20 protein-coding genes are annotated in these 25572 nt (G+C 65.3%); 9 read left to right on the forward strand and 11 right to left on the reverse strand.

Annotated features, from left to right (window positions below; genetic code table 11):
* The first annotated feature begins 83 nt into the window (after positions 1 to 83).
* Positions 84 to 509, forward strand: a complete 426-nt coding sequence (locus HU772_RS07925) for a DUF2628 domain-containing protein (RefSeq protein WP_186662501.1) — start codon at positions 84 to 86, stop codon at positions 507 to 509.
* Positions 510 to 590: 81 nt separating this feature from the next.
* On the opposite strand, the gene HU772_RS07930 is transcribed toward HU772_RS07925, so the two are convergent.
* The 10 genes from HU772_RS07930 to HU772_RS07975 all read right to left on the reverse strand — a co-directional run bounded on the left by HU772_RS07930 (position 591) and on the right by HU772_RS07975 (position 12397).
* Entirely contained in the window at positions 591 to 2216 is a 1626-nt protein-coding gene (locus HU772_RS07930) for a BatD family protein (RefSeq protein ID WP_186662502.1), read from the reverse strand.
* Entirely contained in the window at positions 2213 to 3928 is a 1716-nt protein-coding gene (locus HU772_RS07935; RefSeq protein ID WP_186662503.1) for a vWA domain-containing protein, read from the reverse strand. The genes HU772_RS07930 and HU772_RS07935 overlap by 4 nt, the downstream gene beginning before the upstream one ends.
* On the reverse strand, positions 3925 to 5001 hold the full coding sequence (locus HU772_RS07940) for a vWA domain-containing protein (RefSeq protein ID WP_186662504.1): 1077 nt from the start codon (positions 4999 to 5001) through the stop codon (positions 3925 to 3927). Before HU772_RS07940 ends, HU772_RS07935 begins: the two co-directional genes overlap by 4 nt.
* Positions 4994 to 5488, reverse strand: coding sequence for a DUF4381 domain-containing protein (locus HU772_RS07945; protein WP_186662505.1), 495 nt, complete (start codon positions 5486 to 5488; stop codon positions 4994 to 4996). Before HU772_RS07945 ends, HU772_RS07940 begins: the two co-directional genes overlap by 8 nt.
* Positions 5485 to 6429: a DUF58 domain-containing protein gene (locus HU772_RS07950; protein ID WP_186662506.1), complete on the reverse strand. Its 945-nt coding sequence runs from the start codon at positions 6427 to 6429 to the stop codon at positions 5485 to 5487. The genes HU772_RS07945 and HU772_RS07950 overlap by 4 nt, the downstream gene beginning before the upstream one ends.
* 3 nt (positions 6430 to 6432) lie before the next feature.
* The gene (locus tag HU772_RS07955; protein ID WP_011532987.1) at positions 6433 to 7392 is read right to left on the reverse strand and encodes an AAA family ATPase; all 960 of its coding nucleotides are present in this window, start codon (positions 7390 to 7392) and stop codon (positions 6433 to 6435) included.
* Between the two features lie 1079 nt (positions 7393 to 8471).
* Positions 8472 to 9800, reverse strand: coding sequence for an MFS transporter (locus HU772_RS07960; RefSeq protein ID WP_186661910.1), 1329 nt, complete (start codon positions 9798 to 9800; stop codon positions 8472 to 8474).
* Positions 9801 to 9845: 45 nt separating this feature from the next.
* Positions 9846 to 11039, reverse strand: a complete 1194-nt coding sequence (gene lhgO, locus HU772_RS07965; RefSeq protein ID WP_186661909.1) for an L-2-hydroxyglutarate oxidase — start codon at positions 11037 to 11039, stop codon at positions 9846 to 9848.
* 102 nt (positions 11040 to 11141) lie between these two features.
* Entirely contained in the window at positions 11142 to 11852 is a 711-nt protein-coding gene (locus tag HU772_RS07970) for a FadR/GntR family transcriptional regulator (RefSeq protein ID WP_186661908.1), read from the reverse strand.
* Between the two features lie 194 nt (positions 11853 to 12046).
* Positions 12047 to 12397, reverse strand: a complete 351-nt coding sequence (locus HU772_RS07975; RefSeq protein WP_186661907.1) for a hypothetical protein — start codon at positions 12395 to 12397, stop codon at positions 12047 to 12049.
* 177 nt (positions 12398 to 12574) lie between these two features.
* On the opposite strand from HU772_RS07975, the gene HU772_RS07980 reads away from it, so the two are divergent.
* The 3 genes from HU772_RS07980 to HU772_RS07990 all read left to right on the forward strand — a co-directional run bounded on the left by HU772_RS07980 (position 12575) and on the right by HU772_RS07990 (position 18696).
* Positions 12575 to 12772: a hypothetical protein gene (locus HU772_RS07980; RefSeq protein ID WP_186661906.1), complete on the forward strand. Its 198-nt coding sequence runs from the start codon at positions 12575 to 12577 to the stop codon at positions 12770 to 12772.
* A gap of 23 nt (positions 12773 to 12795) precedes the next feature.
* Complete coding sequence (locus HU772_RS07985; RefSeq protein ID WP_186661905.1) at positions 12796 to 13563, forward strand: GGDEF domain-containing protein; 768 nt, start codon at positions 12796 to 12798, stop codon at positions 13561 to 13563.
* Between the two features lie 267 nt (positions 13564 to 13830).
* Positions 13831 to 18696: an NAD-glutamate dehydrogenase gene (locus tag HU772_RS07990; protein ID WP_186661903.1), complete on the forward strand. Its 4866-nt coding sequence runs from the start codon at positions 13831 to 13833 to the stop codon at positions 18694 to 18696.
* Between the two features lie 219 nt (positions 18697 to 18915).
* Here the strand turns inward: HU772_RS07990 and ppsR are convergent, their stop codons facing one another.
* Positions 18916 to 19734, reverse strand: a complete 819-nt coding sequence (gene ppsR / locus HU772_RS07995; protein WP_028692934.1) for a posphoenolpyruvate synthetase regulatory kinase/phosphorylase PpsR — start codon at positions 19732 to 19734, stop codon at positions 18916 to 18918.
* A gap of 178 nt (positions 19735 to 19912) precedes the next feature.
* Between ppsR and ppsA the strand changes: the two genes are divergently transcribed.
* From ppsA to HU772_RS08020, 5 genes are all read left to right on the forward strand, one after another.
* Entirely contained in the window at positions 19913 to 22288 is a 2376-nt protein-coding gene (gene ppsA, locus HU772_RS08000) for a phosphoenolpyruvate synthase (RefSeq protein WP_186661902.1), read from the forward strand.
* 157 nt (positions 22289 to 22445) lie between these two features.
* Positions 22446 to 23438 carry an alpha/beta fold hydrolase gene (locus HU772_RS08005; protein ID WP_186661901.1) on the forward strand — a complete coding sequence of 331 codons (993 nt, stop codon included), beginning with the start codon at positions 22446 to 22448 and terminating at the stop codon, positions 23436 to 23438.
* Between the two features lie 189 nt (positions 23439 to 23627).
* Positions 23628 to 24119: a ribonuclease E activity regulator RraA gene (gene rraA / locus HU772_RS08010; protein ID WP_186661900.1), complete on the forward strand. Its 492-nt coding sequence runs from the start codon at positions 23628 to 23630 to the stop codon at positions 24117 to 24119.
* Positions 24120 to 24144: 25 nt separating this feature from the next.
* On the forward strand, positions 24145 to 25140 hold the full coding sequence (gene cmaX, locus HU772_RS08015) for a divalent cation transporter CmaX (RefSeq protein ID WP_186661899.1): 996 nt from the start codon (positions 24145 to 24147) through the stop codon (positions 25138 to 25140).
* Positions 25141 to 25308: 168 nt separating this feature from the next.
* The gene (locus HU772_RS08020) at positions 25309 to 25572 is read left to right on the forward strand and encodes a CrfX protein (RefSeq protein WP_186661898.1); all 264 of its coding nucleotides are present in this window, start codon (positions 25309 to 25311) and stop codon (positions 25570 to 25572) included.

Below are 25572 nucleotides of genomic sequence, written 5' to 3' on the forward strand. Positions count from 1 at the left end.
GGGTTTTCGCAACCAGGCGCGGGGTGGCAGGGATGCTGTCGCCGTGTGATGCCCGCCTTATCGAACGTCATCAAGGATCTGCAATGGAAAGTATTCCGCAAACCCAAGTCCCGGCCGACCTGAGCCGCTACAAGCCGAAATGGCAGGAACGTTTCGCCTTTTTCGAGCAGAACGGTGGCCCTCGTGACCCACGCTTCAAGCAAGCCTTCAAGGCGTTGTCGCTGGGCAAGCGCCTGCTGATCAACATGAACTGGATCGCGTTCTTCTTCGGCCCGATCTACCTGTTCGTGCTCGGCTTGTGGAAGAAGAACCTGGCGTTGCTGGGGATTTCGCTGCTCGTGGGTATCGTGCTCGGCTTCTACGAAGGCTTCACCGGCACCGAGCTGCCTCGCGCCGTGGACACTGGCGTGAACTGCGGCCTGGCGGCGCTATGGGCCACCGTGACCAACTACGCCTACTACCTCAAAGAGGTCAAGGGCCAGCAGGGTTGGAACCCGTTCGAGAAGTGATAGGCACGTGCATGGCGCCGTTGTGCGCCATGCCTGGCTGAACGCGGGCGCTCTTCACCGATAAGGTGATGAGCGCCCGTTTCATTTCGGATACAGCGGTGGCAGGTTGCCGGTCTCCCCGGCCGGTGCCAGCACCTGCTCGGCGGGTGGGATGGTGCCGATTGCCCGCCACAGTTCATCACCGTGCCAGTACTGGCCACTTTCGCTGTACAACGCTCCGTTCAAGCCATCCAGCGCATCGGACAGCGGCACGAAGCGCGCGGCCATTTCGGCCAAGGTCTCCGGCTGCTGGCGGGCCCAGGCATCGAGGGCCTGGCGCGTGGCCTGGGGGTCGTTGGCCTGGCAGGCGCGTTTGAGGTCGTCGAGCAGGGTACGCGGGCTGGGGCCGCTTTGCGCGGCGCGCAGCACCGCTGGCTGCGAGCGCGCGCGCCACCACAGGGCGAAACCGGCCAGGGTGGTCAGGGCCAGCAGCAGCGTGGCCAGCTGCCAAGGCCAGAGCAGGGCATTGCCGACACGGCTGTCGCCGACCGGAGTGTCCGCGCTCAGGGCCGGGTTGTCCTGCACGTTCAGGGTGCGCGCCGGCAGGCTGCTGTGTTCCAGATGGTCCTCGCGGGTGTTCCACCAGGTCACCTCCAACGCTGGCAGGGCCAGTTCGCCGCTGTGGGTCGGCACCAGTGCCTCGCGCTCCTCGCGATTGGCGATCATGCCGCGCTCGCTGATGTCATTGCGCAGCAAAGGCTGGTCCGGGTAGCGGCGCAGGCCAACGGCCTCGGTGGCCGGCAGCGGCGGCAGTTGGGGGCTCGACAGGCCCTCGGCCCGCAGGGTGATATTGCGGGTCAGCGAATCGCCGATCTGCGTGGCCTGGCTCGCGGGATCGGGATTCCAGTGCTCTTCCAGGGTCAGGTTGCGTGCCGGCAACCAGGGACGGTCGCTGGGGTAGCTGGCGGGGATCGGCTTGACCTCCAGGCGCAACGGCTGCGAACTGACCTGCACCTGGCGCCCGACCCGTGGGCTGCCGGCGGGCTGCTCGCCGTTGTCGGCGGCGGTGGCGGTGAACTTCAGCGGCGGTACTTCGAGGGGGCCGCTTTGTTGCGGATAGAGGGCGTAGCGGGTCTCGATCACGCCGTGGCGCACGCCATTGATGTCCTTCTCGTAGGTGCGCGACTCGCCCAGTGGGTCGACCTTGGCGTTCTCCAGTTGCAGCGGGCTCAGGCTGCTGTCGTCGTACAGCGCTACCGAGTGGTAGATGCGCAGGGTCAGCACGGCCTGGGCCTGGACGTACACCGAGGGGCTGTCCAGCGTGGCCTCGATGAACACCTGGGAGGCCACGCCCGGGCGTTGGCTGTCGGCCTGCTGCACCTGCAGTTCGATGGGCTGGCTGTGGGACTGGCCCAGTTGCAGCGACGGAATGTTCAGGCTGCCGCTGCGCCTTGGCAACAGAGTGATGATCCAGCGGGTGCTGGCGCGGGTTTCGCCGTCGAGGCTGTGCAGGCTGTTGAGCTGGCGCGTGCCGCGCACCTCGAAGTCGCCTTCCAGGGCGCGCAGGTCGGGTTTGCCGAACTGGGTGACGTCCTGGCTCTCGAGGGTCAGTTCCAGGGTTTCGCCAGCTTCCAGGCGCGTGCGGTCGACGCTGGCCTGGAGGACAGGTTCGGCCTGGGCCGCGAGGCTCCACAGCAGGCCAAGGAGAAGGGCGCCGAAGCGACTCATCGTGGGTTTTCCTGATGCAATTGCTGTTCGTACCAGAATTTGCGCCGTAGCAGTTCCGCCGGGTTGTCGGGGATCTCTCGCAGCCATTGCTCGAGGGCCTGGCGCTGTTCGGCGTCGAGGCTGGTGGCAAGCGGCCGCTGTGGCGGCTGGGTGATGCTGTCGTCGTCGCCCGTGGCATTGCCCGGTGCTGTTGCCTGGGTAGTGCCGTTGTTGTCGGCGCCAGCCTGGGCCTGCTCGTCGCCGCCGGGCGTGCCCTGGGACGGGTTGCTGGCCGAGCTGCTGTTGCCCTCGCTTTCGTTGCCCGGGCTGCCCTGGGCGTCGGCCTCGGCCGGTTGTTCCTCGGCCTTGGCCTGGCGCTGTTGCAGCAGTTGCTGGACCAGCGCCTGGTTGTCCAGGGCCGGCTTCAGGTCGGGCTGGCGCTCCAGGGCCTGTTCGTAGGCGTCCAGTGCCGCTTCCAGTTCGCCGGCGCGGGCCAGGGCATTGCCTCGATTGTAGTGCGCCGCGGCGCTGCCGCCCTGGGCGAAGGCGGCGGCGGCACCTGCGAAGTCGCCGGCCTGGTACAAGGCCATGCCGCGCCACTGCGGGTCTTCGAAGTGTTTGGCGGCGGCGGCCGGCTGCTGGCGTTCCAGCAGACGCTGGCCTTGCTGGTCGGGGCGTAGCCACAGGTCGTTGAACTCGAAGGCCTGGCTCGGTTGCGGCAGCGCCAGCAGCAGCGGCAGGCAGAACAGCCAGCCACGCCGCCCGGCGCAAGCGGCGAGCAGTAACAGTGGCAGCAGCAGCCAGTAGCCCTGGTCGGCCCAGCTGTCCAGTTGCACGGTCTGGCCATTGTTGTGCAGCAGGCGTGGGTTGTCGAACAGGCCCAGGCCGCGCAGGTCGAGATCGTCGATGCGGGCGTGGCGGTAGCGTCCGCCGGTGCCGCCGATGAAGGCTTTCAGCGAGGTGCTGTCCAGCCGTGGCACCAGAATGGCACCTTGTTCATCTTTCAGGAACTCGCCGTTGGCTTGGCGTACCGGCGCGCCCTCGGCGCTGCCGATGCCCAGCATCAGCAGGCTTGGGCCCTGGCGGCCGAGGGCCTGGACGATGCCCTGGCGCTCCGGCTCGCTCAGCGCCGAGCCGATCAGCAGCAGCCGACCCTGGCCCAGGCCGCTCTGGGCCAGCAGCGCCAGGCCTTTTTGCACGGCCAGGTCGGCGCGTTGGCCGGGTTGCGGCATGATCGACGGGTCGACCGCCTCGAGCAGGTTGCGGGTGGTGCCCAGGTCGTCGGACAGCGGCACCAGGGTATGCGCGCTGCCGGCATAGACGATCAGCGCGGTCTGGCTGTCGCGGCGGTGCTCGAGCAGGTCGAGGATCTTGCGCCGGGCCTGTTCCAGGCGGTTTGGCGCGCTGTCCTCGGCGAGCATCTGCGGGGTCAGTTCAAGCAGGATCACCAACGGGTCGGCCGGGCGCTGGCGGGTTTCCTCCAGCCGTTGCCAGCTTGGGCCGAGCAGCGCCAGGACCACCAGCAGCCAGGCCAACCCCAGGGCGACCCAGGGCAGCTTGCCGCTGCCGCCGCGCCCGCCGCCAAGGAGCACGGCATGGAACGCCTGCGGCAGGATCAACTGCCAGCGCCCGGCACGCTTGCGTCGGTGCCAGAGCTTGAACAGCAGCCAGCCGAGCAGCGGGATCACCAGCAACCAGAGCGGGCGCAACCATTGTGGCCAGAGATCGATCATCGCCGCCTCCTCAGGCGCAGGCGCTTGAGGCGCTGGCGCCATTCCGGGTGTGGTTGCAGGAAGCGCGGCTTGCGCAGCAGGCGCTGCAATTGGTTGTCGGGCCATTGCACGGCCACCACCAGCAACACGCTGAGCAGCAGCGCCAGGCCCAGGGGCCAGGCGTACAGCTCGATGGCGGTGCGGGCCTGGGTGGGTTGCTGCGCCACCGGTTCCAGCTGGTCGAGAGTGTCGCCGATGGCGCCCAGCTCGGCGCCGTCGTGGGCGCGGAAATAGCTGCCGTGGGTGATGTCGGCGATTTCCTTGAGCGCGGCTTCGTCCAGGTCCAGGCTCGGGTTCAGCCCGAGCAGGCCGGGGGTGCCGCTGGCCTCGGGGTTGGCACCGATGCCGATGGTGTAGATGCGCACGCCTTCCTGGGCGGCCAGGCGCGCGGCGGTCAGTGGGTGGATCTGCCCGCCGTTGTTGGCGCCGTCGGTGATCAGGATCAGCACCCGGCTCTGCGCCGGACGTTGGCGCAGGCGCTTGACTGCCAGGCCAATGGCGTCGCCGATGGCGGTGTTCTTGCCGGCGATGCCGATCTGCGCTTCGTCGAGGAAGGTGCGCACGGTGCGCCGGTCGAAGGTCAGCGGTGCCTGCAGGTAGGCCTGGCTGCCGAACAGGATCAGGCCGACCCGGTCGCCCTGGCGGTCCTGGAGAAAATCGCCCATCAGTGCCTTGACCAGGTCCAGGCGGCTGATTTCATCGTTCTGCCACTGCATGTCGGGGAAGTCCATGGAGCCGGACACATCCACCGCCACCAGCAGGTCACGGCCGCTGGCCGACACCGGCACCGGGTCGCCCAGCCATTGCGGGCGCGCCGCGGCCAGGAGCAGGAGTAGCCAGATCAGCAGGAACGGCGCCTGTTGGCGCCAGGTCGGCAGGTTCAACCGGGCGCGGCGCCCGGCGAGGCCCTCGAGTTCATCAAGAAAGCCTACCTTGAGCACCGGCTCGCCGCTGTCGGCGGCGGGCAGCAGCAGGCGCGCCAGCCAGGGCAGCGGCAGCAGCAGGAAGATCCACGGCCAGGCCAGTTCAAACATGTTTGCGGATCCAGGTTTCGACCGCCTGGGCGAGCCCGGCGATGGCCTTGTCGTCGAGTTTGCACTCGGGCCGGTAGGCGCCTTCGACCAGCACCATCCAACGGGTCAGGCCGGCGGCCGGGCAGCGGTTGTCGAGGAACGCCAGCCACTGGCGGCCATTGAGGGTGTGGCTGTTGGCGCCGGGGTAGTGGTTGCGGCACAGGCGTTTGAGCAGTGCGTTGATCTGTTGTAGCCAGGCGCCGGCGGGGGCGCCGTCGTAGGGGCGCGGCAGGCGCGCGAGTTCGGCCAGGGCCTCGATGCGCACCGGGTCCAGGGGCTGTTCGGCGCGTGCCACCACGGCCTTGCGTGGACGCCAATGGCGCAGGCGCCAGAGCCCCCAGCCCAGCAATGGCAGCAACGCGAGCAGCAGCCACCAGCCCGGTGCCGGTGGCCACAGGCCGATGGCATGCGGAGGGATCAGCGGTTGCAGTTGATCCAGTGGGTTCATTTCGCCGTCCCTGGGCGTTGGGCGTTCAGGTACTCGCGCAACTGCTCGATCATTTCGCTCTGGGTGCTCAGTGGCATCAGCACCACCCGCAGCTTTTGCGCCAGCAGCTCCCAGCCCTCGATACGTGCCTCGGCCTGCTGGCGGTAGGCCTGGCGCAAGCTGCTGTCGAGGGTGTCGAGTTCCAGTTGCGCGCCGCGTTGGGCGAAACGCAGCAGGCCGGCGGCGGGCAGGGCGTGGTCGAGGGGGTCGCTGACGGGCATCAGCAATACGTCGCAGTGCCGGGAAAGCATTGCCAGGTGCTGCTCGACGCTGGCGCTGAGCGCGCGCTCGTCGCAGATGACGATGGCCAGGCTGCCGGGGCGCAGCACCTCGCGCGCCCGACGCAAGGCCAGGCCCAGGCTGTCGGGTTGCGGCACGGCCTCGGTGTGCAGGGCCTGGTTGACCTTGGCCAGGCGGTTGAGCAGTTGCAGCAGGCTCTGCTTGCTGCGCCGGGGCTTGATTTCCAGGTGGTCGTTGTCGCCGAAAACCAGGCCGCCGATACGGTCGTTATGGCCCAGCGCGGCCCAGCCGAACAGCGCCGCGGCCTGGGCCGCCAGTACTGATTTGAACATCAGTCCGGAGCCGAAGAACAGGCGCTGGCTCTGCTCGACCATGATGAAGATCGGCCGTTCGCGCTCTTCGTGGAACAGCTTGGTATGGGGTTCCTGGGTGCGCGCGGTGACGCGCCAGTCGATGTTGCGCACGTCGTCGCCGGCCTGGTAAACGCGGACCTGGTCGAAATCGACGCCGCGCCCGCGCAGCCGCGAGTGGTGCAGGCCGACCAGTGGGCTGCGCTGGCCGGGCCGCGAGAACAGCTGGATCTCACGCACGCGGTGGCGCATGTCGATCAGTTCGGCCAGGCCAATGCGGATGCCGGGTTCGGCCACGTGCGCGGTGGGCATGGGTCAGGCGACGGCGACGACGTCGAGGATGCGCTGGACCACACGGTCCTGGTCGACCCCTGCGGCCTCGGCCTCGAACGAGAGGATGATGCGGTGGCGCAGCACGTCGAACAGTACCGCCTGGATATCCTCGGGGCTGACGAAGTCGCGCCCGGCGAGCCAGGCATGGGCCCGTGCGCAGCGGTCCAGGGCGATCGAGCCGCGTGGGCTGGCGCCGTAGGCGATCCAGTCGGCCAGTTCGCTATCGAACTTGGCCGGGGTGCGGGTGGCCATGACCAGTTGCACCAGGTATTCCTCCACCGCGTCGGCCATGTACAGGCCGAGGATTTCCTTGCGCGCGGCGAAGATCGCTTGCTGGCTGACGCGCCGTTCGGGCTTGACCTCGCCGCCCAGCGCCTCGCCGCGGGCCTGCAGGAGGATGCGCCGCTCGACCGCGGCGTCGGGGAAGCCGATCTTCACGTGCATGAGGAAACGGTCGAGCTGGGCTTCGGGCAGTGGGTAGGTGCCTTCCTGTTCGATCGGGTTCTGGGTGGCCATCACCAGGAACAGCGGCGACAGTTCGTAGGTGCTGCGGCCAACGCTGACCTGGCGTTCGGCCATGGCCTCGAGCAGTGCCGACTGGACCTTGGCTGGGGCGCGGTTGATTTCGTCGGCCAGTACCAGGTTGTGGAAGATCGGGCCTTGCTGGAACACGAAGCTGCCGGTTTCCGGGCGGTAGATCTCGGTACCGGTGATGTCGGCGGGCAGCAGGTCGGGGGTGAACTGGATGCGATGGAACTGGGCCTCGATGCCTTCGGCGAGCTCCTTGATGGCCTTGGTCTTGGCCAGGCCCGGGGCGCCTTCGACGAGCATGTGGCCGTCGGCCAGGAGCACGATGAGCAGGCGCTCGACCAGTTTTTCCTGGCCGAGGATCTGGGAGGAGAGAAAGGTGCGCAGCGCGATCAGCGCCTCACGGTGTTCCATCGTCGAGGGTTCCTGGGGATGGGCCCTGGCGCGCTGGGAGCGGTTGCCGGGCGGGGGTGGATACTTTAATCCATCCGGGGGGGTGGGGACCAATGGAGGTTTGCAAAATTCGTGTAAAGGCGTGAGGAATATACGAGTCGGTTGTAGGGGGAGTTTTTGATGCTGTTGGGTGATGTGTCTGGCAGGGATTATTGTTTACTATTGGCCATAATCCCGCTGTGGATTTGTACTTGCTGGGTTTATGCGCGTGATGATGTGTCCAGGTTGCAATAGTTGGTATTTGATCAGTAATTAACTTGTGTCTCGTTTCTCGCCGCTCGTTTCTCGTTTTCTTGCTCTTGCTCTTGCTCTGCTTCTAAGCGCGCGATATTTCAGGCGCCGCCAATTGCGACTTCAGGAGGCCGAGCGGAGTTCTTGCGGAGGGAGGTGACGGGCATGGATGCCCGTCAAGCGCTGCGCCCCAGGATGGGGCGTTCAGCGCGGTCCTCCCGGGAGCAAGAACGGAGCGAGGGGACCCCGGAGCGAAGCGTAGGGGCCGGATGAATGGAGCGAGGATTTTTTGGTGACTTTTTGATCCTTCAAAAAGTTACCCGCCGTAAGGGCGGAAAGGTGACTATGCGTCGCCATCGCCAATGAATGAGCGTATAACTTTCAAAACCCACGCTCTGAAAGTCAAAGTCAAAGTCGGTCGGCGTGGGTTTCTACAGATGTAAGCGCATTCATTTACGATGCCGACGCATAGTCACCTTTTCGCCCTTACGGCGAGTCACTTTTTGTCAAACGCGACAAAAAGTAACCAAAAAACGCTGCGCTCCGTTCATCCGGCCCTGCGCTTCGCTCCGGGTCCCCTCACTCCGGCCTTGCTCCCGGGAGGACCGCGCTGAACGCCCCATCCTGGGGCGCAGCGCTTGACGGGCATCCATGCCCGTCACCTCCCTCCGCAAGGCCTGCGTTCGGCCTCCTGAAGTCGCGAAGGTACGGGCGGCGCCTGCACTGACGTAGCTGTCGCTAGCCAGTTGTGAGGTTAACCTTTCGGCTTCCGATCAAAATCAAAATCAAAATCCAAGTCGCGGCAGCGTTCAGTTCTTCGCTTGCGAATGCCGCCATCCTTGGTCAAAAAACGCAAACACCACCACCAACACCCCAGCCACCGCCAGGATCAACGCCACGCCATCGGTGGAATGGGTCGCCGACCCGGCCACCAAGGCCAGTCCGCCCAGCGGCGCCAAACCACCGGCCACCGCGGTACCGACCTCGCGCCCCGTGCCAAACCCGGACGACCGCGTCTGGGTCGGAAACTGTCGGCTGAGGAAAGACCCCTGTGGCGCGAACATCATCGGCGCAAGAATACCGGTGCCCACGGCAATCGCCAGGTAGATCAGCATCGGCTCGCCCGTCGACAGCAGCGCCAGGAAGGGATAGGCGAACAACGCCGACAGCACGCCACCGAGCATCAACACGGTCTTGCTGCTCCACTTGTCACACAGCCAACCGAAAAACGGCACGGCAAAGATCGCCACCAGACTGGCCAGGGTCACCGACAGCGAGGTGACATGCGCCTCGACGCCCTTGAACTGCGTCAGGTAGGCCAGCGAGAACGTCTTGAAGATGTAGCTCAGGGCGTTGTAGCCCACGGCCACGAAGAACACCACGGCCAGGCCCTTGAGGTCGTTCTTGAACAACAGCTTGAGCGGCGACACCTGTGGCTTTTCCTCGGCCTTGTCCAGCGCCTTGAAGTCCGGTGTCTCGGGAATGCTCTTGCGTACCCACAAGCCCACCGCTACCAAAGCGATGCTGGCAATGAACGGAATACGCCAGCCGCCGGCCAGCAGGAACTCGTTGCCGTTCATGGTCAGCAGGTACACCGTCAGCGACGACAGCAGCAGGCCCAGGTTCAGCCCCAGCGCCGGCCAGGCGCCCTGGCTGCCGCGCTTGCCTTCGCTGGCGTGCTCGTAGGAGGTCACCGCCGCGCCCGACAGCTCGGCGCCGGCGCCCAGGCCCTGGATGATGCGGATGATCACCAGCAGGATCGGCGCCCAGATGCCGATGGTGGCGTAGCCGGGGATCAGGCCGATCAACATGGTGCACAGGCCCATCATGCAGAAGGTGATCACCAGTACGTGCTTGCGCCCGAAACGGTCGCCCAGGTAGCCGAACAGCACGCCACCGAAGGGGCGGGCGATGAAGCCGATGGCGAAGGTGGAGAACGCCAGCAGCGAGGCCACGGCCGGGTTGCTCGGGTCGAAGAAGATCTTCGAAAAGACGATCGCCGCCATGGTCGCGTAGAGGTAGAAGTCATACCACTCCAGCATCGAGCCGAAGATGGTCGCCGCCGCCACCTTGCGCAGGCGCTTGCGTTGCTGTTCGGGGGTTTCGCTCGCGGCCAGGGCCGTCTCGTGTACCGACATGGGGTTTTCCTTGTTGTCTTTGTAATTGTGGGTGCAGCAGGTGGATCAGCGGGCCTTGAGGATCTTCTCGGCGATCATCTGGCCGATGGGAATGGCCGAGGTGGCAGCGGGCGATGGGGCATTGCAGACATGCACCATGCGTGGGGTCTCGGCGAACAGGAAATCGTGCACCAGGGTGCCGTCGCGCATCACCGCCTGGGCGCGGATCCCGGCTTCATAGGGCAGCAGGTCCTCGACCTCCAGCGATGGGCAGTACTTGCGGCACTGCTCGAGGTAGCCGCGCTTGAACAGCGAGTTCTTCATCTCGGTGGTGCCGGAGCCCAGGTTGTTCCAGATGGTTTTCCAGAAGCCGGGGAAGCGTGCGTATTCGGCCACGTCGCGCCAGTTCACCGAAAACTTGCGGTAGTTCTCCCGGCCGAAACCAAGCACCGCGTTGGGGCCGACGGTGACGCTGCCGTCGATCATCCGCGTCAGGTGCACGCCGAGGAACGGCAGCTCCGGGTCGGGGATCGGATAGATCAGGTGGTTGACGATCTGGTTCTTGCTCGCCGGCAGGCGGTAGTACTCGCCGCGGAAGGGGATGATCTGGTGGTCGATCTTCACCCCGGCCAGGCGTGCCAGGCGGTCGGACTGCAGCCCGGCGCAGGCTACCAGCTGGCGCGCGCGCCAGGTACGGCTGTTGCTGCCGATGGCGACGTGGTCGGCGTGCTCCTGGATGCTGCGCACGGCAGTGGACAGGTGCACTTCGCCGCCGCCGTGGCGGATCACCTTGGCCATGGCGTCGCAGACCTGGGTGTAGTCGACGATGCCGGTGGCATCGAGGAACAACGCGCCCTTGCCGACGATGTTCGGCTCACGCTCGCGCAGCGCGGCGGCGTCCAGGCGCTCGACCTTCAGGCCGTTCTGCTGCGAGCGCTCGTACAGCGCCTGCATGCGCTGCACCTCCAGCTCGTTGGAGGCCACCAGCAGCTTGCCGCAGACCTCGAAGGCGATGCCGTGCTCGCGGCAGAAGTCCTTGGTCGCCTGGGCGCCGCGCTTGCACAGCTCGGCCTTGAGGCTGCCCGGGGCGTAGTAGATGCCGGCATGGATCACGCCACTGTTGTGGCCGGTCTGGTGGCGGCCGAGGCTGGCTTCCTTCTCGAGGATCAGCAACGAGGCGCCGGGGCGCTGCGTGAGCAGGGCCATGGCGGTGGCGAGGCCGACGATGCCGCCGCCGATGATGCAGTAGTCGTAGGTCATGCAGGGTACCTTGGTATTCTTGTCGGTGAATCTGCTTATCAGGTTGTCAGACTAACTAGTGCGCGTGAAAACCTCGCCAGGTTGCGATGGGGGTCTCCGGGGTCAGTCGAGGGCGGGGAGGTCGAGTTTCAGGCGTTGCGCCGAGGCGCGCAGGTGCGCTTCGGCGCAGGCGGCGGCTGCCTGGCGGTCACCATCGGCAATGGCCTGGTACAGCGCCTGGTGTTCGCGCAGGGCATCGGCCGAGCCGCCTACCGAGGGGGTCGCGGAGTTCTCCCAGGCCGTGCGGCGCGCGGCAGCCAGCTGACCCCCGAGGAAATCGTGGAAGGCGACGAAGTAGTCGTTCTTGCTGGCTTCGGCGATGGCCCGGTGGAAGGCCACGTCGGCAGCCGAGGCGGCGGCAAAGTCGCTGCGCTGGTCGAGCATGGTGCGCAAGGCGCCGGCCATGCGCGCCAGGTCGTGTTCGTCACGACGGCGGGCGGCGATGGCGGCGGCCTGGGTCTCGATCCACAGGCGCATCTCGAACATCTGCACCAGGTCCGGCGTGCGCCCCTGGCTGCCAGGGAAGCGGAACACCGTGCCGCTGGGCGTCTGCGAGATGTACGAGCCGAGCCCGCGGCGAGCGATCAGCACGCCGTCGGCCTTGAGCTGGGCTACCGCCTCGCGCACCACCGAGCGGCTGACATTGAGCTGTTCAGCCAGTTGCTGTTCGGTGGGCAGGCGCGATTCGGCGGCCAGGCGGCCGGAATCGATCTCGGCGCGGATGGCGCCGACGACGCGTTCGACGAGGGTGTCGGGGCGCTGGAGCTCGAGCATGGACAAAGGTTCTTGTAAGTCAGGTTGTCAGACAATGCCTGTGCGGTTGCGGGATTGTCAATGGGACCAACAGGATTGGAGGTTGTCTGTGGCGGCCTCTTCGCGGGTAAACCCGCTCCCACGGGTTCAGGGGTGGCGCAGGTCCTGTGGGAGCGGGTTTACCCGCGAAAGGGCCGGTGAGGCAGATGAACACCTCAATCAATAACCAGAGTCCCGGTACCGGCCAGAATGTTCTGCAAGGTTTCCTTCACTTCATCCATGTCGGTCCCGGCACTGGTCAGGACGATTTCCAGCAACTCATCCCCCTTCAGCGCATCACGATCCCCCGGCGCCACCTCGATCAACAGGCGTTCGGCGCTCAGGGTCACCTTCAGCCCATCCAGGGTCGACGGCTCGTCATCCAGGGTCAGGTCGACGGTGTCTTCGTCCGGATAACGGGTCAGCAGGAACATCTGGCCCTTGTCGCTGTGGCAGCACAGGGTCGCCATGTTGTCTTCCTCGTCGTCGCAAGGGGTGGCGAAGAGCAGGGCGGTTTTCAGTTGCATGGTGGTCGACCAGGGTCCGGGATGATGCGACGCATGCTACCGCGCTGTCTGGCACGCGGCCAGCGGCGCGTCGATAGAGCGCCCTGATCGGCGCTTCACTACTTTCGATTGGACGCCCCGGTGCGCGGGCCCTAGGGTGGCGGCGTACCGGCATGGGGCCGCGCATCGGGAGCGAAGGTGGCACACAGGAAGACCACAGCATTCAGCCAGTCGGACGAGGCCCCCTCGCATGGCGACGAGTTCACCGAGAGCCTACGAGAACTGATGGGCTGGTACGGCAAGACCTATGTCGAGGTGATCGAGATCGCCGCCGCCGAACTGGCCCGGGGCCGCGCGCCGCTGCCCCAGGCCCCACCCAGCAAGCGCATTCACTGACCGCCACGGCGCAAGGGGAAATCTTGGAAGTCCGTCAGCAACAGCTGGTTCGTCATCTGCGCCAGCGCTTCGTCGCCTTGGTGGCGCTCTCTTGCTGTGCCTGGCTGGGCATGGCCGGGATGCTGGTGTTCGTCTGGTTGCACCGGGCGCAGTTGGGCATCGCCTCGTACGCCTGGTTTGTCGCCGGCGTGGTGCTGAGCCTGGCGCTGCTGCTGTGCCTGGTGATCATCGCGGTGCGCCTGAAAACCACCATGCAGGTGCGTTCCAGGCTGCTGTCGCGGTTGGAGCATGCCTCGGGCCACGACGAACTGACCGGGCTGCTCAACCGCCGCGGCTTTGATTGCGCCCTGGCCCAGCAGTTGGAGGGGCGGCGGGCGTTCACCTTGCTGTACCTCGACCTGGACGGTTTCAAGCAGGTCAACGACGGCCATGGCCATGAGCTTGGCGACCAGGTGCTCAGGGCGGTGGCCCAGGGCTGGGAGCGCACGCTGCGGGCCGGGGATGTGCTGGCCCGGCTAGGGGGTGATGAGTTCGTCTTGATCACCCAGGCCAGCGGGGTGCAGGTCGACGCCCTGTGTGAGCGCCTGATCGCGGTGGCCGGGCTGGCCCTGGCCGAGGAACTGCCGGGGCTGCGCATCGGCGTCAGCATCGGCATCGCTGCCTGCCCGGGGCAGGGCTGCGAGGCACGGCACCTGCTGGCCAGCGCCGATAGCGCGATGCTCGCGGCCAAGGCCCAGGGCAAGTCGCGTTATCAGCGGGCGTTGTGCGAAACGTCCTATCCTACCCACTGAGGGGGACACGTTCTGACCGAATATGTCGCAGGGCTGCAAGCCGTGGTGACCGCTCAGTCGTTAAGCTGCCCAGTCGATGGACACCCGTAAAGCCACCGCCGCCGGCTGTCGGCTTTGCAGATGCCCATCCCTGGAACAGATGGATGTGTCTTCACGTCCAACGCCTGGTTTACCGTCCGGCTTGCTACGGGTTGGCTATCGTTGATCCGTACACGGCGGGCATACGCGACGCTTCACCTATAACAAAGCCCAAGCGGAGTACCACAGATGGCGTTCTTCACCGCAGCCAGCAAAGCCGACTTCCAGCATCAACTGCAGGTGGCCCTGGCGCAGCACATCAGCGAGCAGTCCCTGCCACAAGTGGCGCTGTTCGCCGAGCAGTTCTTCGGCATCATCTCTCTGGACGAACTTACCCAGCGCAGGCTGTCGGACCTTGCCGGCTGCACGCTGTCCGCCTGGCGCATCATCGAGCGCTTCGACCCCCAGCACCCGCAAGTGCGGGTCTACAACCCCGATTACGAGCGCCACGGCTGGCAGTCGACCCATACCGTGGTCGAGGTGCTGCACCACGACCTGCCGTTCCTGGTTGACTCGGTACGTACCGAGCTAAACCGCCGCGGCTACAGCATCCACACCTTGCAGACCACCGTGCTCAGCGTGCGCCGCGGCGCCAAGGGCGAGCTGCTCGAGCTGCTGCCCAAGGGCACCCAGGGCGAGGGCATCAGTCATGAGTCGCTGATGTACCTGGAGATCGACCGCTGCTCCAGCGCCGCCGAACTCAGTACCCTGGCCAAGGAACTGGAACAGGTGCTGGCCGAGGTGCGCGGCGTGGTCGCCGACTTCGAGCCGATGAAGGCCAAGATCCGCGAGTTGCTGGAACTGGTCGAGCAGAACGCCTTTGGCCCTGCGCAGAACGACAAGGCCGAGGTAAAGAGCTTCCTGTCGTGGCTGCTGGACAACCACTTCACCTTCCTCGGCTACGAGGAATTCACCGTCGAATCCGACGCCGGCGGTGGCCACCTGGTCTACGACGAAGACTCGTTCCTGGGCCTGGCCCGCCTGCTGCGCGCCGGCCTGGGCGCGGATGACCTGCGTATCGAAGACTACGCCGTCGCCTACCTGCGCGAGCCGCGCCTGCTGTCGTTCGCCAAGGCCTCGCAGCCGAGCCGCGTGCACCGCCCGGCCTACCCGGACTACGTATCGATCCGCCAGATCGACCAGGACGGCAAGGTCATCAAGGAATGCCGCTTCATGGGCCTGTACACCTCGTCGGTGTACGGCGAAAGCGTGCACACCATTCCCTATATCCGCGGCAAGGTCGCCGAGGTCGAGCGCCGCTCGCACTTCGACGCCAAGGCCCACCTGGGCAAGGAACTGGCCCAGGTGCTCGAGGTGCTGCCGCGCGACGATCTGTTCCAGACCCCGGTCGACGAGCTGTTCAATACCGCCATGTCGATCGTGCAGATCCAGGAACGCAACAAGATCCGCGTGTTCCTGCGCAAGGACCCGTACGGCCGCTTCTGCTACTGCCTGGCCTATGTACCGCGGGAAATCTACTCCACCGAAGTGCGGCAGAAGATCCAGCAGGTGCTGATGGAGCGCCTGAAGGCCACCGACTGCGAGTTCTGGACCTTCTTCTCCGAATCGGTGCTGGCGCGCGTGCAGTTGATCCTGCGGGTAGACCCGAAAAACCGCATCGACATCGACCCGCAGCAGCTGGAAAACGAAGTGATCCAGGCCTGCCGTTCGTGGCAGGACGATTTCTCGGCGCTGGTGGTGGAGAACTTCGGCGAAGCCCAGGGCACCAACATCCTCGCCGACTTCCCCAAAGGCTTCCCGGCCGGCTACCGCGAGCGCTTCGCCGCGCACTCGGCGGTGGTCGACATGCAGCATGTGCTCGGCCTGTCCGAAGCCAAGCCGCTGGCGATGAGCTTCTACCAGCCGCTGACCCAGCTCGGTGAGCGCCAGCTGCACTGCAAGCTGTACCACGCCGATACGCCGCTGGCGCTGTCGGACGTGCTGCCGATCCTGGAAAACCTCGGCCTGCGCGTGCTCGGCGAGTTCCCCTACCGCCTGCGCCATGCCAGTGGCCGCGAGTTCTGGATCCACGACTTCGCCTTCACCTACAGCGAAGGCCTGAACCTCGACATCCAGCAACTCAACGACACCTTCCAGGACGCCTTCGTCCACATCGTCAAGGGCGACGCCGAGAACGACGCCTTCAACCGCCTGGTGCTGACTGCCGGCCTGCCGTGGCGCGATGTGGCGCTGCTGCGCGCCTATGCCCGCTACCTCAAGCAGATCCGCCTGGGCTTCGACCTGGGCTACATCGCCAGCACCCTGAACAACCACACCGACATCGCTCGCGAGCTGACCCGGTTGTTCAAGACCCGCTTCTACCTGGCGCGCAAGCTGACCCAGGACGACCTCGACGACAAGCAGCAGCGTCTGGAACAGGCTATCCTCAGCGCCCTGGACGACGTCCAGGTGCTCAACGAAGACCGCATCCTGCGCCGCTACCTGGACCTGATCAAAGCCACCCTGCGCACCAACTTCTACCAACCGGATGCCAACGGCCAGAACAAGTCGTACTTCAGCTTCAAGTTCAACCCGAAACTGATCCCCGAACTGCCGAAACCTGTACCCAAGTTCGAGATCTTCGTCTATTCGCCACGGGTCGAGGGCGTGCACCTGCGCTTCGGCAACGTCGCCCGCGGCGGCCTGCGCTGGTCGGACCGCGAAGAGGACTTCCGCACCGAAGTGCTCGGTCTGGTCAAGGCCCAGCAGGTGAAGAACTCGGTGATCGTGCCGGTGGGCGCCAAGGGTGGCTTCCTGCCGCGCCGCCTGCCGCTGGGCGGCAGCCGTGACGAGATCGCCGCCGAAGGCGTGGCGTGCTACCGCATCTTCATCTCCGGCCTGCTCGACATCACCGACAACCTCAAGGACGGTGGCGTGGTGCCGCCGGCCAACGTGGTGCGTCACGATGACGACGACCCCTACCTGGTGGTGGCGGCGGACAAAGGCACCGCGACCTTCTCCGACATCGCCAACGGCATCGCCATCGACTACGGCTTCTGGCTGGGCGATGCCTTCGCCTCGGGTGGCTCGGCCGGCTACGACCACAAGAAGATGGGCATCACCGCCCGTGGCGCCTGGGTCGGCGTGCAGCGTCACTTCCGCGAGCGCGGCATCAACGTGCAGGAAGACCCGATCACCGTGGTCGGGGTCGGCGACATGGCCGGCGATGTGTTCGGCAACGGCCTGCTGATGTCCGACAAGCTGCAACTGGTGGCGGCGTTCAACCACCTGCACATCTTCATCGACCCGAACCCGGACCCAGCCACCAGCTTCGTCGAGCGCAAGCGTCTGTTCGACCTGCCGCGCTCGGCCTGGAGCGACTACGACACCAGCATCATGTCCGAAGGCGGCGGGATCTTCCCGCGCAGCGCCAAGAGCATCGCCATCAGCCCGCAGATGAAGGAACGCTTCGCCATCGAAGCCGACCGCCTGACCCCGACCGAACTGCTGCATGCCTTGCTGCAGGCACCGGTGGACCTGCTGTGGAACGGCGGTATCGGCACCTACGTCAAGGCCAGCACTGAAAGCCACGCCGATGTCGGCGACAAGGCCAACGACGCCCTGCGCGTCAACGGCAACGAGCTGCGCTGCAAGGTGGTGGGCGAGGGCGGCAACCTCGGCATGACCCAGCTTGGCCGGGTCGAGTTCGGCCTCAACGGCGGCGCCACCAACACCGACTTCATCGACAACGCCGGCGGCGTGGACTGCTCCGACCACGAGGTCAATATCAAGATCCTGCTCAACGAAGTTGTGCAGGGTGGCGACATGACCGAGAAGCAGCGCAACCAGCTGCTGGGCAGCATGACCGACGAAGTGGCCGGCCTGGTGCTGGGCAACAACTACAAGCAGACGCAAGCGCTGTCGCTGGCGGCCCGCCGTGCCCGCGAACGAATCGCCGAGTACAAGCGCTTGATGGCCGACCTCGAGGCCCGCGGCAAGCTGGACCGTGCCATCGAGTTCCTGCCTACCGAGGAGCAACTGGCCGAGCGCCTGGCGGCCGGCCAGGGCCTGACCCGCGCCGAGCTGTCGGTGTTGATCTCGTACAGCAAGATCGACCTCAAGGAGCAACTGCTCAAGTCGCTGGTGCCGGACGACGACTACCTTACCCGTGACATGGAAACGGCCTTCCCGCCGTCGCTGGTGAGCAAGTTCGCCGATTCGATGCGCCGTCACCGCCTGAAGCGCGAGATCGTCAGCACCCAGATCGCCAACGACCTGGTCAACAACATGGGCATCACCTTCGTCCAGCGCCTGAAGGAGTCCACCGGCATGAGCCCGGCGAACGTTGCCGGCGCCTATGTGATCGTGCGTGACATCTTCCACCTGCCGCACTGGTTCCGCCAGATCGAGGCCTTGGACTACCAGGTCCCGGCCGAGATCCAGCTGACCCTGATGGACGAGTTGATGCGCCTGGGCCGTCGCGCCACCCGCTGGTTCCTGCGCAGCCGCCGCAACGAGCAGGATGCCGGTCGCGACGTGGCTCACTTCGGGCCGAAGATCGCCCAGCTGGGGCTCAAGCTCGACGAACTGCTGGAAGGTCCGACCCGCGAGCGCTGGATGGTGCGTTACCAGAGCTTCGTCGAGGCCGGTGTGCCGGAGCTGCTGGCGCGCATGGTTGCCGGCACCAGCCACTTGTACACGCTACTGCCGATCATCGAGGCCGCCGACGTGACCGGCCACGATCCGGCACAGGTGGCCAAGGCGTTCTTCGCCGTGGGCAGCTCGCTGGACCTGACCTGGTACCTGCAGGAAATCAGCAACCTGCCGGTGGACAACAACTGGCAGGCCCTGGCCCGCGAGGCGTTCCGCGACGATATCGACCTGCAGCAGCGGGCGATCACCATCTCGGTGCTGCAGATGGCCGATGCACCGGATGACATGGACGCCCGGGTGGCGTTGTGGTGCGAGCAGCACCGGGTGATGGTCGAGCGCTGGCGCGCCATGCTCGACGACCTGCGCAATGCCACCGGCACCGACTATGCGATGTACGCGGTGGCCAACCGCGAGCTGGTCGACCTGGCGATGAGCGGGCAGGCGGCGGTGATTCCGTCCTGAGCCTTGCGTTGAGGTAAAAGAAAAGCCCCGGCAGTGATGCCGGGGCTTTTTCATATCCACTGCGCGGTCCCTGTAGGAGCGGCCTTGTGTCGCGAAAGGGCTGCACAGCAGCCCCGGCAATATCCGATTGATGCACAAATCATGGGGGCGCTTCGCACCCCTTTCGCGACACAAGGCCGCTCCTACAGGGACCGCGCAGGCCTTGAGGGTTATGCAGGTCTACTTGAACCGCCGCTCCACGCCTTTCTCCACCAGGATCTTCGCTGAAATCTCTTCCACCGAGAAATGCGTGGAGTTGATGTTGGGAATGTTCTCCCGACGGAACAGGTTCTCCACCTCGCGCACCTCGAACTCGCACTGGGCAAAGCTCGAATAGCGGCTGTTGGGCTTGCGCTCGTGGCGAATGGCGGTGAGGCGGTCGGGGTCGATGGTCAGGCCGAACAGCTTGCTGTGGTGCTTCTTCAGCACCGCCGGCAGTTGCAGACGCTCCATGTCGTCTTCGGTCAACGGGTAGTTGGCGGCGCGGATGCCGAACTGCATGGCCATATACAGGCAGGTCGGGGTCTTGCCGCAGCGCGACACGCCCACCAGGATCAGGTCGGCCTTGTCGTAGTAGTGGGTGCGCGCGCCATCGTCGTTGTCGAGGGCAAAGTTGACCGCTTCGATGCGCTCCATGTAGTTGGAGTTGCCGCCGATCGAGTGGGATTTGCCCACGGAATACGACGAATGGGCAGTCAATTCCTGTTCGAGCGGGGATAAAAACGTCGAGAAGATGTCGATCATGAAGCCATTGGACGTGGCCATGACCTCTCGGATGTCCTGGTTGACGATGGTGTCGAAGATGATCGGACGCACCCCGTCGCGCTCGGCCGCGGCGTTGATCTGCTGGACCATGGCCCGGGCCTTGTCCAGCGTGTCGATGTAGGGGCGCGTGAATTTATTGAACGGAATGCTCTCGAATTGTGCGAGCAGGCTCTGGCCCAGCGTTTCTGCAGTGATGCCGGTACCGTCGGAGATGAAGAACGCGGTTCGTTTCATTTGCACCTGGGGGCCTTAAGCTGCCGAAGATTTCTGGATATGATAGGTTCGGTTTGCCGAACGCGGTTGCTCGGCATTCTCACTTATTTTCCAGGTCCAGGCCACAAGCGTCCGGCCCAGTCAATCAGGCAGGCGGGCGCCCTTGAGCTTTTCCAATACAGTTAGTGGAGAGATCACCTTGGTAGAGTACGTAGTTTCCCTCGATAAGCTCGGCGTCCATGATGTGGAGCATGTGGGGGGCAAGAACGCATCCCTGGGCGAGATGATCAGTAACCTCGCAGGTGCCGGTGTCTCGGTGCCGGGCGGCTTTGCCACTACGGCTCAGGCGTACCGCGATTTTCTCGAGCAAAGTGGCCTGAACGACCGCATCCACGCGGCGCTCGATGCGCTGGATGTCGATGACGTCAACGCCCTGGCCAAGACCGGCGCGCAGATCCGCCAGTGGGTGATGGAAGCCGATTTCCCGGCACGCCTGGATTCGGAAATCCGTACGGCCTTCGCTGAAATGGCCGCTGGCAATGACAACATGGCCGTGGCCGTGCGTTCCTCGGCCACCGCCGAAGACCTGCCGGATGCGTCCTTCGCCGGCCAGCAGGAGACCTTCCTCAACATCCGTGGCGTCGATAACGTGATCCGCGCGGCCAAGGAAGTGTTCGCCTCGCTGTTCAACGACCGCGCCATTTCCTACCGTGTGCACCAGGGCTTCGACCACAAGCTGGTGGCCCTGTCCGCCGGCGTGCAGCGCATGGTCCGCTCCGAGACCGGCACCGCCGGGGTGATGTTCACCCTCGACACCGAGTCGGGCTTCCGCGACGTGGTGTTCATCACTGGCGCCTACGGCCTGGGTGAAACCGTGGTGCAGGGCGCGGTCAACCCTGACGAATTCTACGTGCACAAGCAGACCCTGCAGGCGGGTCGTCCGGCGATCCTGCGCCGCAACCTGGGCAGCAAGGCGATCAAGATGGTCTACGGCGATGAGGCCAAGGCCGGTCGTTCGGTCAAGACCGTCGAGGTCGACCGTGCCGAGCGCGCGCGCTTCTGCCTGAGCGATGCCGAGGTCAACGAACTGGCCAAGCAGGCGATGATCATCGAGCAGCACTACCAGCGCCCGATGGACATCGAGTGGGCCAAGGACGGTGACGACGGCAAGCTGTACATCGTCCAGGCCCGCCCCGAGACCGTGAAGAGCCGTTCCAGCGCCAATGTCATGGAGCGCTACCTGCTCAAGGAGAAGGGCACCGTGCTGGTCGAGGGCCGCGCCATTGGCCAGCGCATCGGCGCCGGCAAGGTCCGCGTGATCAACGATGTGTCCGAGATGGACAAGGTCCAGCCCGGCGACGTGCTGGTCTCCGACATGACCGACCCAGACTGGGAGCCGGTAATGAAGCGCGCCAGCGCCATTGTCACCAACCGCGGCGGGCGTACCTGCCACGCGGCGATCATCGCCCGTGAGCTGGGCATCCCGGCGGTGGTCGGTTGCGGCAATGCCACCCAGGTCCTGAAAGACGGCCAGGGCGTTACCGTGTCTTGCGCCGAAGGCGACACCGGCTTCATCTTCGAAGGTGAACTGGGCTTCGACATTAAGCAGAACTCGGTCGATGCCATGCCGGAGCTGCCGTTCAAGATCATGATGAACGTCGGCAACCCGGACCGTGCCTTCGACTTCGCCCAGCTGCCCAACGCCGGTGTGGGCCTTGCGCGCCTGGAGTTCATCATCAACCGCATGATCGGCGTGCACCCCAAGGCGCTGCTGAATTACGCGGGGCTGCCGCCGGAGCTGAAGGAGAGCGTCGACAAGCGCATCGCCGGCTACGACGACCCGGTCGGCTTCTACGTCGAGAAACTGGTCGAGGGCATCAGCACCCTGGCCGCGGCCTTCTACCCGAAAAAGGTCATCGTGCGCCTGTCGGACTTCAAGTCCAACGAGTACGCCAACCTGATCGGCGGCAAGCTCTACGAGCCGGAAGAAGAAAACCCGATGCTGGGCTTCCGCGGTGCCTCGCGCTACATCAGCGAGTCGTTCCGTGACTGCTTCGAGCTCGAGTGCCGCGCCCTCAAGCGTGTGCGCAACGAGATGGGCCTGACCAACGTCGAGATCATGGTGCCGTTCGTGCGCACCCTGGGCGAGGCCAGCCAGGTCGTCGACCTGCTCGCCGAGAACGGCCTGGCCCGTGGCGACAACGGCCTGCGCGTGATCATGATGTGCGAGCTGCCGTCCAACGCGCTGCTGGCCGACGAGTTCCTCGAGTACTTCGACGGCTTCTCCATCGGCTCCAACGACCTGACCCAGCTGACCCTGGGCCTGGACCGTGACTCCGGGATCATCGCCCACCTGTTCGACGAGCGTAACCCGGCGGTCAAGAAGCTGCTGGCCAACGCCATTGCCGCGTGCAACAAGGCCGGCAAGTACATCGGCATTTGCGGCCAGGGCCCATCGGACCACCCGGACCTGGCCAAGTGGCTGATGGAGCAGGGTATCGAGAGCGTGTCGCTGAACCCGGACTCGGTGCTCGAGACCTGGTTCTTCCTGGCCGAGGGCCAGGGCGCGGCCTGATGTGATCGGCGGGAGCGCTGCTGCGTTCCCGCGTCGGACCCTGTAGGAGCGGGCTTGTCCCGCGATAGCGCCAGTGTGGACGGCTCGCTCGTCCAGCCTGGCCCGATCGCGGGTCAAGCCCGCTCCTACCTTTTTTCCCTTGTATGTTCGTGACCCCATGCAAAGCAGCTCCAGCCAATTCCCCGTCGCGCTGCTCAGTGCCGAGCGCCGCGGCGACCTCAGCGAAGACGTCTATCGAATCAAGGCCGGCAACAGCCCTGACCCGAGCGTCGAGTTGGCCGTCACCCGCCTGGGCCTGGCCGACCAGGACCGTGCCCAGGGCGTGCCGGTCATTCTCCTGCACGGCAGCTTCTCCAACCGACGCTTCTGGTATTCGCCCAAGGGCATTGGCCTGGGCGCCTACCTGGCGCGGGCCGGGTTCGATGTGTGGATCCCGGAGATGCGCGGCCACGGACTGTCGCCGCGCAACCGTGACTGGCGGCACAATCGTGTAGCCGACTATGCGCGCTACGACCTGCCGGTGATCGGCGCTTTCGTCCAGGAACAGGCCGGGCGGGCACCGCACTGGATCGGCCACTCGCTGGGCGGCACCACCCTGGCGGCGGCGCTGGGCAGCGGTTACCTGGGCACCGCGCTGGTGGCCAGCGCGGCACTGTTTGGCACCCAGGTCAGCCGGGTCTATTGGCCGCTGAAAGTACCGCCGGTGGAGTGGGGCGCGCGCCTGCTGCTCAAGCGTTTCGCGCAGATCTCGGGTTCGCGCCTCAAGCGTGGCCCGGAGGACGAACCCATCGGCCTGGCCCTGGAGAGCCTGCGCTGGAATGGCCTGTTCGGCCGCTTCGGCGACAAGGACAAGGACTGGTGGGCGGGGCTGGCCGAGGTCGATGTGCCGTTGCTGGCGGTGGCCGGGGCCGGCGACTTCCAAGACCCGGTGTGGGCCTGCCGCAAGCTGTTCGAGCAGTTCGGCGGTGACGCCAGGCAGTTCCTGCGTCTGGGGCGCGAGGAGGGCTTCGAGGCCTTCGGCCATGTCGACATGCTGGTCAGCAAGGCTGCGCAAGCCCAGGTGTGGCCGCTGGTGGAACGCTGGCTGAGGGATCCGCAGGTGCCGGTGCATGCCTCGACGGTGGTGATGGAACCGGTGCCTGCCAGTTGATGCTGCGTTGGCCTCTTCGCGGGTAAACCCACACAGGATTTCACCGCTCCCCTTTGGGAGCGGGATTACCGGCGAAGAGGCCGGGGCAGGCAAAGGTAAATTGACTGCTCGGTCTCGGATGACTGCCAGCCCTCCAACGGTGTAGCCTTGCTGCACATTCGCTTTCGTTGTGACTGACAGGAGTTTCCCATGCAGCATTACGTAACGCCCGACCTGTGCGACGCCTACCCGGACCTGGTCCAGGTGCTCGAACCTATGTTCAGCAATTTCGGTGGCCGCGATTCGTTCGGTGGCCAGATCGTCACCATCAAGTGCTTCGAGGATAACTCGCGGGTCAAGGAGCAGGTCGAGCTGGACGGCAAGGGCAAGGTCCTGGTGGTCGACGGCGGCGGCTCGCTGCGTCGTGCGTTGCTTGGCGACATGCTCGCCGAAAAAGCCGCCAAGAACGGCTGGGAAGGCCTGGTGATCTACGGCTGCGTGCGTGATGTCGATGTGCTGATCCAGACCGATGTCGGTGTGCAAGCCCTGGCCAGCCACCCGATGAAGACCGACAAGCGCGGCATCGGCGACCTCAACGTCGCGGTGACCTTCGCCGGCGTGACCTTCCGTCCGGGCGAATATGTCTATGCCGACAACAATGGCGTGATCGTCTCGCCAAGCCCACTGAACATGCCCGAGTGACGCGTTGCCCGCTGATGGAGCTTTGATGTTCGAGGAAGACAACGCGCAATGGGGGCTGGTGCATGCCCTGGTGCTCGACGGCAAGGGCGGCGCGCGTTCGATCGCCCGTACCGAGCTGGATGGCTTGCAGCTGCAGGCCGACGAAAGCCTGTGGTTGCACTGGGATCGCAGCCATCCGCAGACCCGCACCTGGCTGCTGCATGACAGTGGCCTGAGCGAGTTCGCCTGCGAACTGCTGCTGGAGGAAAACACCCGTCCGCGCCTGTTGCAGATGGCCAACGAGCAGATGCTGCTGTTCCTGCGCGGAGTCAACCTCAACCCCGGCGCCGAGCCAGAAGACATGGTTTCGGTGCGTATTTTCGCCGAGGCGCGCCGGGTCATTTCCCTGCGCCTGCGGCCCCTGCGCGCCAGTGACGAGATTCTCCAGCAGCTCGATGAAGGCCGCGGGCCGAAATCGGCTGCCGAATTGCTGTTGCTGATGGGCGAACTGCTCACCGAAAAGGTCCAGGCGCTGGTCAGCGACCTGTCGGAAGCGGTGGATATAGAAGAAGAGAAGGTAGAATCCGACGAACGGTATACCCCAGAACAAGGCAGCCTGCAGCAGATCCGCCGCCGCGCCGCCGGCTTGCGTCGTTTTCTCGCCCCGCAGCGTGACATCTATGCCCAGCTGTCGCGTAACAAGTGCAGCTGGTTTGCCGATCCCGACAGCGATTACTGGAACGAGCTGAACAACAGCCTGATCCGCTACCTCGAAGAACTCGAACTGGCTCGTGAGCGCGCTGCGCTGGTGCTGGAAAGCGAGGACCGGCGCCGCAGCGAGCGGATGAACCGGACCATGTACCGCTTCGGCATCATCACTTGCATCTTCCTGCCCATGAGCTTCATCACCGGGCTGCTGGGCATCAACGTCGGTGGTATTCCAGGGTCGAACAGCCCCTATGGCTTCCTGTTCGCCAGCCTGATCGTGCTGGGTTTGGCGGTGGGGCAGTGGTTGCTGTTCCGGCGGTTGCGATGGGTGTGAAATCGAGGGGGGCGCTGCGCAGTCCATCGCGACACAAGGCCGCTCCCACAGGGATCGCGCTTGCCTGTGCGAGTGGCCTGCTGAGGCAATTTGAAACATTCGTCCCAGTGGCAGGTGTGACCCATCGTCGCCAGCCCTCGTCTTTGACTCACATTGCGCGAGGTGCCCATGCACGATCCGTTTGAAGAATCCTTGCGCGACCTGCTCAAGGCGTCGCCGTCCGGCGAGGACCGGGATGACGCCGCCTGCCTGGGTCGCGTGCTGAAAACCGCCAACCGCCAGGTTGGCGCGGGTGATCTGTTCAGCTTGCTTGGCCGTTGGAGCCAGGCGCTGCTGATCGCCGTGAACAATGGCTCGGCGCATGTCGCGCCGGTGCGCCGCAACTCTACCCGCAAACCTGCCGCCGGCAGCAACGCAGATAAGGCCGATTGA

Origin of the sequence: Pseudomonas xantholysinigenes (assembly GCF_014268885.2) — a bacterium.
Classification (GTDB): Bacteria; Pseudomonadota; Gammaproteobacteria; order Pseudomonadales; family Pseudomonadaceae; genus Aquipseudomonas; species Aquipseudomonas xantholysinigenes.

What these genes read in the sequence shown, in the direction of transcription:
- HU772_RS07925 (WP_186662501.1), top strand. Translation starts at nt 84, where the DNA reads ATGGAAAGTATTCCGCAAACCCAAGTCCCGGCCGACCTGAGCCGCTAC.
- HU772_RS07930 (WP_186662502.1), bottom strand. Translation starts at nt 2,216, where the DNA reads ATGAGTCGCTTCGGCGCCCTTCTCCTTGGCCTGCTGTGGAGCCTCGCG.
- HU772_RS07935 (WP_186662503.1), bottom strand. Translation starts at nt 3,928, where the DNA reads ATGATCGATCTCTGGCCACAATGGTTGCGCCCGCTCTGGTTGCTGGTG.
- HU772_RS07940 (WP_186662504.1), bottom strand. Translation starts at nt 5,001, where the DNA reads ATGTTTGAACTGGCCTGGCCGTGGATCTTCCTGCTGCTGCCGCTGCCC.
- HU772_RS07945 (WP_186662505.1), bottom strand. Translation starts at nt 5,488, where the DNA reads ATGAACCCACTGGATCAACTGCAACCGCTGATCCCTCCGCATGCCATC.
- HU772_RS07950 (WP_186662506.1), bottom strand. Translation starts at nt 6,429, where the DNA reads ATGCCCACCGCGCACGTGGCCGAACCCGGCATCCGCATTGGCCTGGCC.
- HU772_RS07955 (WP_011532987.1), bottom strand. Translation starts at nt 7,392, where the DNA reads ATGGAACACCGTGAGGCGCTGATCGCGCTGCGCACCTTTCTCTCCTCC.
- HU772_RS07960 (WP_186661910.1), bottom strand. Translation starts at nt 9,800, where the DNA reads ATGTCGGTACACGAGACGGCCCTGGCCGCGAGCGAAACCCCCGAACAG.
- lhgO (WP_186661909.1), bottom strand. Translation starts at nt 11,039, where the DNA reads ATGACCTACGACTACTGCATCATCGGCGGCGGCATCGTCGGCCTCGCC.
- HU772_RS07970 (WP_186661908.1), bottom strand. Translation starts at nt 11,852, where the DNA reads ATGCTCGAGCTCCAGCGCCCCGACACCCTCGTCGAACGCGTCGTCGGC.
- HU772_RS07975 (WP_186661907.1), bottom strand. Translation starts at nt 12,397, where the DNA reads ATGCAACTGAAAACCGCCCTGCTCTTCGCCACCCCTTGCGACGACGAG.
- HU772_RS07990 (WP_186661903.1), top strand. Translation starts at nt 13,831, where the DNA reads ATGGCGTTCTTCACCGCAGCCAGCAAAGCCGACTTCCAGCATCAACTG.
- ppsR (WP_028692934.1), bottom strand. Translation starts at nt 19,734, where the DNA reads ATGAAACGAACCGCGTTCTTCATCTCCGACGGTACCGGCATCACTGCA.
- HU772_RS08005 (WP_186661901.1), top strand. Translation starts at nt 22,446, where the DNA reads ATGCAAAGCAGCTCCAGCCAATTCCCCGTCGCGCTGCTCAGTGCCGAG.
- rraA (WP_186661900.1), top strand. Translation starts at nt 23,628, where the DNA reads ATGCAGCATTACGTAACGCCCGACCTGTGCGACGCCTACCCGGACCTG.
- cmaX (WP_186661899.1), top strand. Translation starts at nt 24,145, where the DNA reads ATGTTCGAGGAAGACAACGCGCAATGGGGGCTGGTGCATGCCCTGGTG.
- HU772_RS08020 (WP_186661898.1), top strand. Translation starts at nt 25,309, where the DNA reads ATGCACGATCCGTTTGAAGAATCCTTGCGCGACCTGCTCAAGGCGTCG.